Annotated in this window: 12 protein-coding genes; 1 reads left to right on the forward strand and 11 read right to left on the reverse strand. The window is 69.9% G+C overall.

Annotation, left to right across the window (positions count from 1 at the left end; all coding sequences use genetic code 11):
• Position 1: 1 nt before the first annotated feature.
• The 11 genes from VJ693_RS16050 to lepB form a co-directional block, all read right to left on the reverse strand.
• Complete coding sequence (locus VJ693_RS16050; protein WP_324155707.1) at positions 2-691, reverse strand: hypothetical protein; 690 nt, start codon at positions 689-691, stop codon at positions 2-4.
• A gap of 32 nt (positions 692-723) precedes the next feature.
• On the reverse strand, positions 724-2,502 hold the full coding sequence (locus VJ693_RS16055) for a M14 family metallopeptidase (protein WP_324155710.1): 1,779 nt from the start codon (positions 2,500-2,502) through the stop codon (positions 724-726).
• 130 nt (positions 2,503-2,632) lie between these two features.
• The gene (locus VJ693_RS16060) at positions 2,633-4,165 is read right to left on the reverse strand and encodes a malonyl-CoA synthase (RefSeq protein WP_324155712.1); all 1,533 of its coding nucleotides are present in this window, start codon (positions 4,163-4,165) and stop codon (positions 2,633-2,635) included.
• Positions 4,162-4,986 carry an enoyl-CoA hydratase/isomerase family protein gene (locus tag VJ693_RS16065; RefSeq protein ID WP_324155714.1) on the reverse strand — a complete coding sequence of 275 codons (825 nt, stop codon included), beginning with the start codon at positions 4,984-4,986 and terminating at the stop codon, positions 4,162-4,164. The genes VJ693_RS16060 and VJ693_RS16065 overlap by 4 nt, the downstream gene beginning before the upstream one ends.
• A 14-nt stretch (positions 4,987-5,000) precedes the next feature.
• Positions 5,001-5,993 (reverse strand): tripartite tricarboxylate transporter substrate binding protein, encoded by a 993-nt coding sequence (locus tag VJ693_RS16070; protein WP_324155716.1) that lies wholly within the window; start codon positions 5,991-5,993, stop codon positions 5,001-5,003.
• 35 nt (positions 5,994-6,028) lie between these two features.
• Positions 6,029-7,369, reverse strand: coding sequence for a malonyl-CoA decarboxylase domain-containing protein (locus VJ693_RS16075; protein WP_324155718.1), 1,341 nt, complete (start codon positions 7,367-7,369; stop codon positions 6,029-6,031).
• Complete coding sequence (locus tag VJ693_RS16080; RefSeq protein ID WP_324155720.1) at positions 7,369-8,088, reverse strand: GntR family transcriptional regulator; 720 nt, start codon at positions 8,086-8,088, stop codon at positions 7,369-7,371. The genes VJ693_RS16075 and VJ693_RS16080 overlap by 1 nt, the downstream gene beginning before the upstream one ends.
• Before the next feature lie 106 nt (positions 8,089-8,194).
• On the reverse strand, positions 8,195-8,881 hold the full coding sequence (aqpZ, locus tag VJ693_RS16085) for an aquaporin Z (RefSeq protein WP_324155722.1): 687 nt from the start codon (positions 8,879-8,881) through the stop codon (positions 8,195-8,197).
• A 148-nt stretch (positions 8,882-9,029) separates the two neighbouring features.
• Positions 9,030-9,647: a hypothetical protein gene (locus VJ693_RS16090; RefSeq protein ID WP_324155724.1), complete on the reverse strand. Its 618-nt coding sequence runs from the start codon at positions 9,645-9,647 to the stop codon at positions 9,030-9,032.
• A gap of 207 nt (positions 9,648-9,854) precedes the next feature.
• Positions 9,855-11,186, reverse strand: coding sequence for a dicarboxylate/amino acid:cation symporter (locus VJ693_RS16095; RefSeq protein ID WP_324155726.1), 1,332 nt, complete (start codon positions 11,184-11,186; stop codon positions 9,855-9,857).
• A 103-nt stretch (positions 11,187-11,289) separates the two neighbouring features.
• Positions 11,290-11,958, reverse strand: a complete 669-nt coding sequence (gene lepB, locus VJ693_RS16100; RefSeq protein WP_324155727.1) for a signal peptidase I — start codon at positions 11,956-11,958, stop codon at positions 11,290-11,292.
• A 228-nt stretch (positions 11,959-12,186) separates the two neighbouring features.
• On the opposite strand from lepB, the gene VJ693_RS16105 reads away from it, so the two are divergent.
• Positions 12,187-13,695 (forward strand): sigma-54 interaction domain-containing protein, encoded by a 1,509-nt coding sequence (locus VJ693_RS16105; RefSeq protein WP_324155728.1) that lies wholly within the window; start codon positions 12,187-12,189, stop codon positions 13,693-13,695.
• Positions 13,696-13,700: the final 5 nt, after the last annotated feature.

A 13,700-nucleotide genomic window follows, 5' to 3' on the forward strand; every position in this document is an offset into this window, starting at 1 on the left:
CTCAGGGTGCGCAGCGCCGCGGCGCCTCGGGCACAAGGTCCCAGCCATAGGGGCCGTCACGCAACTGCAGCTGGCCCTGCGCGGCCTGGCCGGCGCACGCCGCAGGCGCTTCCGGCCAGAGCCACTCCAGCCTGACCGCCGCCGCATCGGCGCGCCAGCCCTTCACGCCCCAGACCAGGCCGGGCGCGGCATCGAAGCGGTACTGCAGCGACCAGCGCGGCCCGGAGCGCTGGTACAGCGACAGGCTGTTGCCGCTGGTGACGACGAACTGTCGCCCGCCCGGGGCCGCCACCGGCAGCGCATCGACCACCAGTGGCGCCTGGCCGCTCTCACCGACCAGCCACCAGCGGCTCGGCTGCCCGGTCTGGGCGGCGCGCACCACATGCAGCAGCACGCCATCGAGCCGGCCGAGATACAGGTGGGTGACGGGAGGCTGGTCGACGAAGCTTGACGGCGGGTGCAGGCCGAACTGCAGCACGAGCTGCCGCCCATCGCGACGGGCCGTCCCGGCGCTATCGCGAAGCGCCGTGGCCTCGAGCCGGGCCAGGCAGGCCGGCTCGGCGCCGCAGCGCTGGACAGCGTCGGGCGAGACCGCCGGGGAGCTCGCCGACGCCAGCGCCAACACGAGCGAGGCGGCCCAGGCGTGCGCCCGGCCGTCGGCACGAAGCGGCAGGTTAGGGGGCACATGCATGGGCCTGCATTGTCATGCAGGCCATGCGGCCGCTATTTGATCTTCAGAAAGGTCGCGCTCACCGGCCCCCAGTTGCCCGCCGCATCGCGGCCGCGCACGAACACGATGTGCTTGCCCTTGGCCAGGCCGGTGGTCGACAAGGTGGTGGTCGCCTTCTCGGTCTTCTCGTCGTAGCCGCCGTCCTTGGCGGCCAGCACCAGCGGCGTCGCGCCGGGCATCCAGGGCGGCAGGTCGATGTAGGCCTCGGCGCCCGCGATGTTCTGCGTCGGCTCGGTGCCGTTGCGGGTGCTGTAGCGGGTGTCGTTGACCGTGGCCGTCAGCCCGACCGGGGTGCCGGACGGAATGCCGTTGACACTGAGCTTGACGGCCGTGACGTCGGGCCCCGCCGGCGTGAGGTAGGGTGTGCGAACCACCTTGGCGGCGTACCACAGCGCGTTCAGGTTGGCCGGCTTGATGGTGTTCTCGTAGGTCGTGCAGCTCTGGAAGAAGCTGGTGCCCAGCTCGAAGGTGTAGGCCGCGACGCCGAGTTCGCCGTAGCTGACGCTGTCGGAGGTGCCGTCGGTCGGGTACAGGCCGATCGACTGCTCGGGCAGGTAGCCGTTGAAGAAGGCGAACTTGCGGCCCAGCGTCTGCAGCGCGGTGCTGTTGGGCGCCTGGTTGCTGGTGAAGCCCCAGGGCCACAGCACGAGCTGGCTGAAGCTGTGGATGTCGAGGTGGATGCCGCTGGTGTCGGCCGGCGCGGCATCGTTCTGGTTCGGGCCGCGGCGGTCGGGCCAGATGCTGCGCACATAGGATTCGACGGACTGCGTCTCCGGCTCCGACGCCGCTGACGGGCCGCGGTAGGTCTCGTCGCACGCGTTGCCGCTGGAGCCGCCGCCGTGCGTGATGTTCCAGCTGTAGGTGAAGTTGCGGTTCAGGTCGGCGCCACGGTCGTTGCTGTTGGCGCCGCAGTAGTTCTTGTCGGTGTTCTTGCGCCAGAGCAGGCCGCTCTCGGCCTTCTTGCGCCCGTCGGGGTTGGTGTGCAGCAGCAGGTGGACCTCGTGGTGATCGAGGATCCAGGTCGCGTCGGCGTTCTTGCCATAGCCCTGCAGCAGCTGGGTCGCGAAGGCCAGCATCAGCGGTGCGGTCACGTACTCGCGCGCATGGATCGCCGAGTTGACGAACAGCTTGGGCTTGGGCTCGCCATTGGGCCCCGCCGTGTTCTGGTTGGTCAGCTTCAGCACGGCCATGTCGTAGCCGCCGAGGCCCTGCGACTTCTCCCAGCTCTGGCCGACGGGCGTCCAGGTGGCGAGCGTCGGGTAGGTGGTGGTGAAGCCCTGCGCGGCGGCAAAGGTCTCCTCGACCGTCTCGTAGCACGGGAAGTTCGGGATCGACTCGCCGGTTTCCAGCGCCTGCTGGGCCAGCTTCGCGCCCGAAGCGCCGAACAGGTTGGGCGAGCCCATCGCGCGCAGCTGGGCGAGCATCGCGTGGTAGCGCGCGGCGAAAGCCTCGTCCTTGACGACGCGGAACTTGAAGGTCTTCAGCCGGGCGACGTCGGCGTCGTCGAGTTGCAGCACGAGGTAGCCGGCCTTCCAGTTCGACTCGAGCAGCGCGTCGTGGAAGGTCACCGCGGCCTTGCGGCCGGTGGCGGCGTCGGGGAAGTGGGCGCGGTAGAAGTTGTCGGACTGCTGCGCTTGCTGCAGCAGTCCGTCCATCTCGGTGTCGTGGACGCCGGCAGCGGTTGGTTGGGCGATCGCCCAGGGCGAGGCGGTGGCCAGCGCCAGGGTCGCGAAGGCCGCTGACAAGGCAGCGGCGAGGGGTGCATGCTTCACGGGGGTCTCCTGTGGCAATCGTGGTGGCCGGCCACCGGTGGGTGCAGGCCGAGCGAACGATTGTGTGGGGCGCCCCCGCGCGCCGCTACCGTCCCCCTGCGGTTCTAGGGGGTCGGACGATCAAGCATCGTCACGCCGAGAAGTAGCCCTGGTGCTGCTCGCGCAGCAGGTTCTTCTGCACCTTGCCCATCGTGTTGCGCGGCAGCTCATTCGTGATGAAGACCTGCTTGGGCACCTTGAAGCCGGCGATCTTCGTCTTCAGCGCGGCGATCAGTCGAGCGCCGTCGAGCGCCGCACCGGCGCGCGGCACGACGACCGCGAGCACGCCCTCGCCGAAGTCCGGGTGCGGGGCGCCGATCACCGCGCTCTCGGCCACGCCGGGCAGCTCGTTCAGGTAACCCTCGACCTCGGCGGGGTAGACGTTGTAGCCGCCGCTGATGATCAGGTCCTTGCTGCGGCCGACGATGGTCACGTAGCCGCCGGCGTCGATCTTGCCGACGTCGCCGGTCTTGAACCAGCCGTCGGCGGTGAACTCCTCCCGGGTCTTCTCGGGCATGCGCCAGTAGCCCGAGAAGACGTTCGGGCCGCGCACCTCGATGCCGCCGATCTCGCCGACGTGCAGCGCGCCGCCCTGCTCGTCGCGCACGCGCAGGCCCACGCCCGGCAGCGGGAAGCCGACGGTGCCGCCGCGGCGCTCGCCGTCTTCGGTGCGGTAGGGGTTCGAGGTCAGCATGATGGTCTCGCTCATGCCGTAGCGCTCGAGGATCGTGTGGCCGGTTCGCTCGCGCCAGTCATTGAAGGTCTCGATCAGCAGCGGAGCCGAGCCGCTGACGAACAGCCGCATGTTCCGGCACGCCTGTTTCGTCAGCCCGGCTTCGCCGAGCAGGCGCACGTACAGCGTCGGCACCCCCATGAAGACGGTGGCCTCGGGCAGGCGGGCCAGCACGGCCTTGGGGTCGAACCGGGTGAACCAGATCATCTTGCTGCCGTTCAGCAGCGCGCCGTGCGAGGCGACGAACAGGCCATGCACGTGGAAGATCGGCAGCGCGTGGATCAGTACGTCGCCAGCCTGCCAGCCCCAGTAGTCCTTCAAGGTCTGCGCGTTCGACAGCAGGTTGCCGTGCGACAGCATCGCGCCCTTGCTGCGGCCGGTGGTGCCGCTGGTGTAGAGGATCGCGGCGAGGTCGCCGGCGCTCTTCTCGGCGGGCGTGTGCGTGTCGGCATGGAACGCCGCGCGGTCGAGCAGCGTGCCGGTGCGGTCGTCGTTCAGCGTGAAGACGTGGGTCGTGCCGGCCTGGAAGGCGAGCCGGCTGACCCAGCTGAAGTTCCGGCCCGAGCAGACGACCACCGCCGGCTCGGCGTTGCCGATGAAGTACTCGATCTCGGCGGCCTGGTAGGCGGTGTTCAGCGGCAGGAAGACGTGCCCGGCGCGCAGCACGCCGAGGTACAGCAGCAGCGCCTCGACGCTTTTCTCGACCTGCACCGCGATGCGGCTGGCCGGCGGCAGTGCGAGCGAATCCAGCAGGTTGGCGATGCGCGCGCTGGCGTGGTCGAGGTCGCGCCAGGTGTAGAAGCGGCGAGTGTCGGGGCCGTCGGCCGGTTCGATCGCGCAGGTGTCGAGATCGGCCGGAAAGGCCTGGCGCAGGGCGACGAAGAGGTTCATGGCGTGGGCTTGTCGTCGGAAGGGCGGGCCGCGGCGGCGAAGCGCGCCGGGCGTTTTTCGTTGAAGGCGGCCAGGCCCTCGCGGTGCTCGGCCGAGGGGGCGTAGTCGTAGTGGGGGCGGCGCTCTTCGGCGCTGCTGCCATGCGAACGCCCGAACTGGCGCAGCGCCCGCTTGTTCAGCCGCAGCGCCTGCGGCGACAACGCGGCGATGGCCTCGGCGCTGCGGCGCGCCTCGGCGGCGACCTCGCCGTCGGGCACGACGCGCGTGGCCAGCCCGCGCTCGCGCGCTTCGGCGGCACCCAGCACGCGGGCTTCGAGCAGCAGCTCGCGCAGGGTGGTCTCGCCGATCACCCGCGCGACGATCTCGACCTCGAGCGGCGCCATCGGGAAGCCGAGCTTGGCGATCGGTACGCCGAAGCGGCTGGAATCGCCGCACAGCCGGATGTCGCAACAGGCCGCGATCTCGAGCCCGCCACCGACGCAGGCACCCTCGATCTGCGCGACCAGCGGCCGCTCGCAGTCGAGCAACGCATTCAGCGCCGGCGCGACGACCTCCTCGTGGTAGTGCGCGAGGGTGTCGGCATCGAAGCGGAAGTCCGGGAACTCCTCGATGTCAGCGCCGGCGACGAAGCTGCCGCCCTCGCCCTGCACGACGATGACCCGCGGCCCCGCATCGGGGTGCAGTGCGTTGAGCCCCTCGACCAGCGCGCGCAGATCGCGCCACATCTGCACCGACAGCGCGTTGAGCTTGCCGGGGTTCGAGAAGCGCAGCTGGGCGATGCCGTGCTCATCGGCCGGATGAAGATGGACGTGGCCGGTCATGTCAGGTCTTGGGGCTAATCAAGCTTCGCTCCGGAGGACTTCACCACCTCGGCCCAGCGCTTCGTTTCGCTCGTGACGAACTTGCCGAAATCGTCGCCCCACATGGCCGGCACGCTGGCGCCCAGGCCTGTCCACGCCGACTTGATCTCGTCGCCGGCGAAGGCCTTCTTCATCTCGCTCTGCATCGCCGTGATGATCTCCTTCGGCGTGCCCTTGGGCGCCCACAGGCCGTACCAGGTCGAGACCTGGTAGGTCGGCACGCCGGCTTCGACGGTGGTGGGCACATCCGGGAAGCCCGGTGCGCGCTGGGTGGACGCCACCGCCAGCGCCTTGATGCGCCCGCTCTTGATGTGCGTGGCCGACGAGCCGAGACCATCGAACATCAGGTCGACCTGGCCGGCGACCAGGTCTTGCAGCGCCGGGCCGGCACCGCGGTACGGAATGTGGGTGATGAAGGTCTTGGTCTGCAGCTTGAACAGCTCGCCGGCCAGGTGGTGCGAGGTGCCGTTGCCGGCCGAGCCGTAGTTGAGCTGGCCGGGGTGGCTGCGCGCGTATTCGAGCAGGCCCTTCAGGTCGTTGACCGGCACCCGCTGCGGGTTGACGACGATGACCTGCGGCACGCTCGAGATCAGGCCGACCGGCACGAAATCGGTCTCGAGGTGGTAGTCGAGCTTCGGGTACATCGACGGCGCGATCGCGTGGTGCACCGCTCCCATGAAGAAGGTGTAGCCGTCTGGCGCGGCCTTGGCGGCCAGGGTGGCGCCCACGGTGCCACCGGCGCCGCCCCTGTTGTCGATGATGAACTGCTTGCCGGTCTGTTTGGTCAGCATGGCGGTCAGTGGGCGGGCGAAGGCGTCGGTGCCGCCGCCGGCCGGGAAGGGCACGACGATGGTCACCGGCTTGGCAGGCCAGCCGGCGGCCTGGCCCCAGGCCAAGGGCGCGGCGCCGAGCGCGCTTGCGGTGGCCAGCGTGAGCAGCGCCAGGCGGCGGGTGGGCAGATGGTTCATCGGGCGTCTCCGGGTTTGTCGTTGGGGGCGGGTTGTCACAGCAGGCGGCCGATCGCGCGCGAATGCGCGACCTCGCCGTGCACGAAACGATCATGGCAGGCGTCGATGTGCGCCAGGTCGTACAGGTAGTTGACCATCAGCCCGGCGGCTTGCTTCAGGCCCTTGGGCGATGGGTTGCCCTGCAGGTTGAGGCGCTCCAGGCGTGCGCCGTTGTCGAGGTGGAAGCGCGCGACCGGGTCGCCGCCGGCGGTGGGCGACTGGTGCACCAGGTAGAGCGCCGCCCACTGCAGCAGCGCCTGCTGCGCCGGCTTCGGCAGGGCCGCGTGGGTGGCGGCCTGGGCCAGGCTCGACAGCTCGCCGCCGCAGGCCGCCACCAGGGCCTCGCGGGCGGCGGCCATGCGCTCGGCCAACGCCGGCTTGACGCCCGGGACCGCGGCCGCGTCCGGGGTGGCCAGCAGCCAGGCCATGAAGCCGGGGATGGGCGACAGCGTGCAGAAGGTCTTCAGCTGCGGCAATTCGGCCTTCAGCTCCTCGGCCACGCGCTTGATCAGGAAGTTGCCGAGCGACACCCCCTTGAGCCCCGGCTGGCAGTTGCTGATGCTGTAGAACACGGCGACCTTGAAGGCCTCCGGCGACAGCGGCGGCGACTTCTTGTCGATCAACGGTGGGATTGCCGCCGCCATCTCGGGCAGCAGCGCGACCTCGACGAAGATCAGCGGCTCTTCCGGCAATTGCGGGTGGAAGAAGGCGAAGCAGCGCCGGTCGGGCAGCAGGCGGCGCCGCAGGTCGTCCCAGCCGTCGATCTCGTGCACGGCCTCGTGGTGGATGATCTGCTCGAGCAGCTGTGCCGGCGAGCGCCAGCTGACCTGGCGCATCTCCAGGAAGCCCGGGTTGAACCAGCTCGACAGCAAGTGCAGCAGGTCGGCCTCGAGCGCGCGCCACTCGGGCCGCTTGGGCAGGCGATCGAGCAGCGCGCGGCGCAGCCGGATCAGCGCCGCCGTGCCGCCCGGTGCGCGGTTGATGCGGCGGAACAGCTCCTGTCGCGGCGGCTCGGCGCGCTCGATCAAGGCGATCAGGTGGGCGGCATCCGGCTGCGCCGCGTAGGCCTGGGCGCTGGCCAGCACCGAGGCCGGCTCGGGGCTGTAGTCCTCGGCCAGGTGGTCGAAGAAGCGCTCCAGCGCGCTCGGCCGCGCGCCGTCCTTGCGGCCCGACTCGGCCAGCAGCTCCTGCAGCCGCTCGACGATCTGGCGCGCGATCTGCGTGCTGCTGGCTTCGCCGCGCTGCGACAGCAGGCGCGCGCAATCGGCCGAGAGGGCCCGCAGATCCTGCGCATCGCCCATGCGGCGCGCGGCCGCGCGAAAGTGGTCGACCAGCATCACGTGCGCCCTTCCTTCCGTTCGTGGGTGGGGGACTGGCCCTCCAGCGCGCGCACCGCCTTCAGCGCGGCCAGTTGGGCCATCAGGTGGTCGTGCATCGTGCGCTCCGCGCGGCTGGCGTCGCCGGCCAGCATCGCCTCGATCAGCACCCGGTGTTCGCGGATCGAGGTGTCGATGCGGCCGGGCAGCTTGAGCTGGCGCCCGCGCATCAGGCGCAGGAACTGGCGCAGGTCGCCGGTGGAGCGATCCAGCCAGCGGTTGCGCGCCAGGCGCTGCACGAGGGTGTGGAACTCGTGGTTGGCGCGGTAGTAGGCGTCGCGGTCCTGCGCGGCGGCGTGCCGCTCGAGCTCGTCGTGCCAGTGGCGCAGCAGTGCGCGGTCGGCGGCCGTCGCGTTGCGCGTGGCCTCGTAGGCGCAGCGCCCCTCGAGCAGGGCCATGACCGGAAAGAGCTGATCGGCATCGTCGTCGCTCAGCTCGACGACGCGGCAGCCGCGCTGCGGCACCAGCTCGACCAGGCCCTCCGCGGCCAGCACCTTCAGCGCCTCGCGCAGCGGCGTGCGGCTGATCTGCCAACGCGCGGCCAGTGCCTTCTCGTCGATCCACTCGCCCGGCGCCAGCTCGCGCTCGAATACCATCGCCCGCAGCCGGGCGGCGACCTCGTCGTGCAGCGAGGTACCGCGGACCGGGGCGTGCAGGGCGCTGGCGGCGGGCGGGTTCATGGGCGCTGATCGTAATCGCGTAATTACGAAATCACAAGACCCTCACGGCCGAGTTGTCGGCGGCCGCGCGCCGGGCTTGCGCTCGCGGCCGCCGTCGAGCCCCCGCTCAGTCGCCGCTGGCGAGCCAGGCGTAGACCTTGGCTCCGATCACGGCGCCGACGATCGGCGCGGCCCAGAACAGCCACAACTGCCCGATCGCCCAGCCGCCGGCGAACAGCGCGACGCCGGTCGAGCGTGCCGGGTTCACCGAGGTGTTGGTGACCGGGATGCTGATCAGGTGGATCAGCGTCAGGCCCAGGCCGATCGCGATCGGCGCGAAGCCCGCAGGGGCGCGCGAGTCGGTCGCGCCCATGATGATGATCAGGAAGAAGGCGGTCATGACCACCTCGCAGACCGCGGCGGCCGCCAGGCTGTACTGCCCCGGCGAATGCTCGCCATAGCCGTTGGAGGCGAAGCCGGCGCTGGCGTCGAAGCCGGCCTTGCCGCTGGCGATGAGGTACAGCACGCCGCCGGCCGCCACGGCCCCCAGCACCTGGGCCACGATATAGGGCAGCAGCTTGGCCGCCGGGAAGCGCCCGCCGGCCCACAGCCCGATGCTGACGGCCGGGTTCAGGTGGCAGCCCGAGATGTGGCCGATCGCGAAGGCCATCGTCAGCACCGTCAGGCCGAAGGCCAGCGAGACGCCGTGCAGCCCGATGCCCACGCCCGGGAACGCGGCCGCCAGCACCGCGCTGCCGCAGCCGCCAAGCACCAGCCAGAACGTGCCGAAGAATTCGGCGCCAGTTGCTTTCATCGGGATCACCTTCCTTGCGAGTTGAGGGGTGGCTCGTGGCCGTCGCGATTCTGGACGGCCGTCGATGACAGGCGCAAGCGCGACGAACCCTGCCGGCGGCCAGGCCGCGGGCAGGGTGGAGGAAGAACGGCGGAAAGGAGGGGGCGCCCTACTGGGCGCAGTCGTCCGTGCCCGGCACGGTCTCGGTGCAGACCGTGGACTTGATGGTGTCGATCCGGAACATCAGCAAGGTGCGATCGCCCGTGGTCACCAGCTGGCCGACGCGGAAGGCGTCGAAGGCCCAGGCCTTCAGGTGCTTGGGCAGCGAGAGCGAGTGCAGCGCATCGAGGTGGCCGGCCTGGCTCATCAGCGAGATGCCCAAGCGGGCTCCGTCCTGCCAGACCCCGTCGATGGCGACGCCGATGCTGGTGGCCACGTCGTAGGTGTCGCCGAAGGGCTGGTTCAGGTCGTTGTTCAGCGCGACCTGGAACTGATCGGCCTGCGCCCGGTGCGCACCGGCGCGCAGCTTGAAGTGGTAGGGCGCGCCAAACGCGTAGCCAGCCGAGCCCGAGCCGTCGTCGTGGCGATCCATCACGAACGAGGCCGTCTTGGTCTCGTAGCTGTAGGTCACAGTGACGGGCGTGCCCTCGGGCACGGTGCTGCCGTCATCGAAGATGCCGCTTTGCGTGACCAGGCCGGTCATGCGGTACTTGACCAGTGCGGCCTGGGCCGACACACCCACCAGCAGGGCTGTTGCCGCCACTGCCGCCCGAACGACTTGCTTCATGACCATCCAGGGTCTCCCCGTTGTGTGCTGGGCCAGGACATCCGACCGCCTGGGCCTTGGCAGGGGGGATTAGAAGCGGCCCGGGCGGAGTGGCGCAACCCCAAGAATGATCAGCGCGCGGCGCTGGTTTCTGCCAAAAACCTCACGCACCAGGGCCCGAGGGCGCCCTGGCAACGTCAAGCAGCAAATGGCGTGCCGCCGGCGCGCTCAGCGTCGTGCGGCCGCAGGCATGTGCTGCTCGACCGCGTCCAGCACGGCCTCCGGGGCTTCGGCCGCCGTGTCGGTCTCGTTGTCGAGCTGGCGCCGCAGGCGGCCGGTGTCCAGGTCGCCGGTCCACTTCGCCACCACCACCGTGGCGACGCCGTTGCCGATCAGGTTGGTCAGCGCCCGCGCCTCGGACATGAAGCGGTCGATGCCGAGGATCAGTGCCAGCCCGGCCACCGGCACGCCGCCCACCGCTGACAGCGTGGCCGCCAGCACGATGAAGCCGCTGCCGGTGATGCCCGCGGCGCCCTTGGAGGTCAGCAGCAGCACGGCCAGCAGCGTGAGCTGCTGCGTCAGCGTCATCGGCGTGTTGGTGGCCTGGGCGATGAAGACGGCGGCCATGGTCAGGTAGATCGAGGTGCCGTCCAGGTTGAACGAGTAGCCGGTCGGGATCACCAGGCCGACCACCGACTTGCGCGCCCCCAGGTTCTCGAGCTTGGCCATCATGCGAGGCAGCACCGACTCGCTCGACGAGGTGCCCAGCACGATCAGCAGCTCTTCCTTGATGTACTTGATGAACTTCCAGACCGAGAAGCCGTGCAGCCGGGCCACCAGGCCGAGCACGCCGAAGATGAAGATCAGGCAGGTCAGGTAGAAGGTGCCCATCAGCTTGCCCAGCGAGACGAGCGAGCCCACGCCGTACTTGCCGATCGTGAAGGCCATCGCGCCGAAGGCGCCGATCGGGGCCAGCTTCATGATGATGCCGACGATGCCGAACAGCACGTGCGAGGTCTTCTCGATGCCGTCGAACACGAGGGTGCCGCGGCCGCCGAACTTGTGCAGCGCGAAGCCGAACAGCACCGAGAACAGCAGCACCTGCAGGATCTCGCCCTTGGCGAAGGCGTCGACCACCGTGCTCGGGATGATGGCCAGCAGGAAATCGACCGTGCCCTGCATCTTGCCGGGGGCGGTATAGGCGGCGATGCCCTTGGTGTCGAGCGTGGCGGGGTCCACGTTCATGCCGGCGCCGGGCTGCACCAGGTTCACGATGACCAGGCCCACGATCAGCGCGACCGAGCTGACCACCTCGAAATACAGCAGCGCCAGGCCACCGGTCTTGCCGACCTTCTTCATGTCCTCCATGCCGGCGATGCCGACCACCACCGTGCAGAAGATGATCGGCGCGATGATCATCTTGATCAGCTTGATGAAGCCGTCGCCGAGCGGCTTCATCGACTCGCCGATCGAGGGGTAGAAGTGCCCCAGGATCACGCCGATGACAATGGCGGTGATGACCTGGGCGTAGAGGGACTTGTAGATCGGCTTGTGCGCCATGGTGGCCTCGCGGGGCTTCTGGAAAGAAGCGCGAGTCTGCTCGCCGCGCGGCGCCGGCGCGTCCGCAATACCCGCAATAACCCTTAGCCGGTCGATCCGATGCTCACTGGATCGGCGCCGCCACGCGCTCGAAGCGCGGGGCCCAACCGCCCAGGATGTCGGCCGACACGAGGATGTGGTGCGCGCGGCCGATCAACAGCTTGCGCCGCACGGGGCCGATGAAACGCGAATCCTCGCTGTTGTCGCGGTTGTCGCCGAGCATGAAGTACTCGTCGGCGCCGAGCCTGAGCGGGCCGAAGCTGCGCCGCGCGGCGGTCGGCGGCAGGAATTGCACCGTGCGGCGGCTGCCGGCGATTCGCTCGGTGGCGCGGATCGCCGGCAGCTCGACGCCATCGCCCATCGCCTCGGTGGCCGGCGCCAGATCGGTGTACTGGGCGGCCTCGCCGTTGACGAGCAGCACCTCGTCGCGCATTTCGACCACGTCGCCGGGCACCGCGACGATGCGCTTGATCAGGCGCGTGCCGTCTTTCGGCGAGCTGAAGGTCACCACATCGCCACGCACCGGATCGGCCAGCCGCGCGACCGAGATGTCGGTCAGCGGGATCTTGGCGTCGAAAGCCAGGCGATTGACGAACACCACGTCGCCTTCGAGCAGCGTCGGGCGCATCGAGCCGCTGGGGATGGGGTTCCAGTCGGCCACCGCGGTGCGAAGAAAGCCGAAGCACAGCAGGAACACCACGAAACCACGGTTGTCCTTCAGCCACTGTCTCATTTGTTCCTCACATCGGCCTGTCTTGGCCGCGACAGGCGAATTGTGCGCAGTCGGGGCGGCCGGGGCTGGCCAGGCGACGAAACGACGTCGGGCCATAGGTGAGTTGCCGCAGCGCGCGATGAACCAGCTGCGCTCGCCGCGGCGCGAGCCGGATACCGGCATCGGGATAGTGCGCTGCCCGATGCCCAGGCCCGGCGCTACATTCGTCTTCCGCCCGGGAGACTGCGCATGCCTGCACCCAACGTTTCCGCCCCCGCCGCACTGCCGCAGGACGCCGGCGAAGTCCTGCGCCTGGCCGCGCAGTCGATGTTCGACGTCTTCGCCCAGACGGCGCTGGGCATGATGGTGGTCGATCGCTCGCACCGCATCGTCTGGATCAGCGAGGGCTACAAGCACTTCCTGCCCGCCCTCGGCTTCGAGCGCGAGGAAGATTTCGTCGGCAAGCCGGTCGAGCAGGTCGTGCCCAACACGCTGATGAACCGGGTCATCGACTCGGGCCGACCGATCGTGCTGGACCTGCTGACCAACAAGGCCGGCACCTTCCTGGTCAGCCGGCTGCCGCTGCGCGACGAATCCGGCCAGGTGCTGGGCGCCGTCGGCATGGTGTGGCTCAACGAGTCGCCTGACCACACGCAGAGCACGATGCAGCCGCTGATGGCCAAGTTCAGCCGGATGCAGAAGGAGCTCGACGACGCGCGGCGCGAGCTCGCTGCGCAGCGCCGGCCCAAGTACACGATCGCCAGCTTCATCGGTGCGAGCCCCGCGGTGATGGAGGTCAAGCGCCAGGCGCGCCGGGTGGCCGGCACCGATTCGACCGTGCTGCTGCTGGGCGAAACCGGCACCGGCAAGGAGCTGATGGCGCAGGGCATCCATGCCGGCGGCCACCGCGCGGCCGCACCCTTCGTCGGCGTCAACATCGCCGCCGTGCCCGAGACCCTGCTCGAAGCCGAGTTCTTCGGCGTCGCCCCCGGCGCCTACACGGGGGCCGACCGCAAGGGCCGCCACGGCAAGTTCAAGCTCGCCGACGGCGGCACGCTGTTCCTCGACGAGATCGGCGACATGCCGCTCGGGCTGCAGGCCAAGCTGCTGCGCGTGCTGCAGGAGCAGGAGGTCGAGCCGCTGGGCAGCAACCGCGTGGAGCGGGTGGACGTGCGCATCATCGCGGCGACCAGCCGCGACCTGGCGGCGATGGTGGCCGAGGGCGCGTTCCGCGCCGATCTGTACTATCGGCTCAACGTGCTGCCGATCCGCCTGCCGCCGCTGCGCGAGCGGCTGGGCGACCTGGATGCACTGGCCGATCACCTGCTGGAAGACATTGCCTGCCGCGCCGGTCTGGCGGCACCGAAGAGCCTGGCGGCCGATGCGCTGGAGTTGCTCGCGGCGCAGCGCTGGCCGGGCAACATCCGCGAGCTGCGCAATGTGCTGGAGCAGGCGTGCCTGTTGAGCGACGAGCTGGTCCTGACGGCGGGCCCCCTCGCCGGGCTGCTCGTGGCGCCGGTGACGCCCGGCACGGAAGAAGCGGCGGCCGAAGCCCCCATGCGGCCGCCCGCCGGGCCGCCTGCTGCCCCGTTGGCCGAACCGGGCGCCATCAAGCCGCTGCCCGTGGCCGTCGCCGAGCTGGAAGCCCGGGCGATTCGCGCGGCGCTCGATGCGACCAAGGGCAACAAGCTGGCCGCGGCGCGCATGCTCGGTATCGCGCGGGCCACGCTGTACGAGAAGCTGGGCCACATCGGCTGATCGGG

It is taken from the genome of Ideonella sp. (assembly GCF_035254525.1).
Taxonomy (GTDB): Bacteria; Pseudomonadota; Gammaproteobacteria; order Burkholderiales; family Burkholderiaceae_C; genus Ideonella.

Coding starts and splice junctions, on each gene's coding strand:
- VJ693_RS16050 (WP_324155707.1), bottom strand. CDS start 691: ATGCATGTGCCCCCTAACCTGCCGCTTCGTGCCGACGGCCGGGCGCAC.
- VJ693_RS16060 (WP_324155712.1), bottom strand. CDS start 4,165: ATGAACCTCTTCGTCGCCCTGCGCCAGGCCTTTCCGGCCGATCTCGAC.
- VJ693_RS16065 (WP_324155714.1), bottom strand. CDS start 4,986: ATGACCGGCCACGTCCATCTTCATCCGGCCGATGAGCACGGCATCGCC.
- VJ693_RS16070 (WP_324155716.1), bottom strand. CDS start 5,993: ATGAACCATCTGCCCACCCGCCGCCTGGCGCTGCTCACGCTGGCCACC.
- VJ693_RS16075 (WP_324155718.1), bottom strand. CDS start 7,369: ATGCTGGTCGACCACTTTCGCGCGGCCGCGCGCCGCATGGGCGATGCG.
- VJ693_RS16080 (WP_324155720.1), bottom strand. CDS start 8,088: ATGAACCCGCCCGCCGCCAGCGCCCTGCACGCCCCGGTCCGCGGTACC.
- aqpZ (WP_324155722.1), bottom strand. CDS start 8,881: ATGAAAGCAACTGGCGCCGAATTCTTCGGCACGTTCTGGCTGGTGCTT.
- VJ693_RS16090 (WP_324155724.1), bottom strand. CDS start 9,647: ATGAAGCAAGTCGTTCGGGCGGCAGTGGCGGCAACAGCCCTGCTGGTG.
- VJ693_RS16095 (WP_324155726.1), bottom strand. CDS start 11,186: ATGGCGCACAAGCCGATCTACAAGTCCCTCTACGCCCAGGTCATCACC.
- lepB (WP_324155727.1), bottom strand. CDS start 11,958: ATGAGACAGTGGCTGAAGGACAACCGTGGTTTCGTGGTGTTCCTGCTG.
- VJ693_RS16105 (WP_324155728.1), top strand. CDS start 12,187: ATGCCTGCACCCAACGTTTCCGCCCCCGCCGCACTGCCGCAGGACGCC.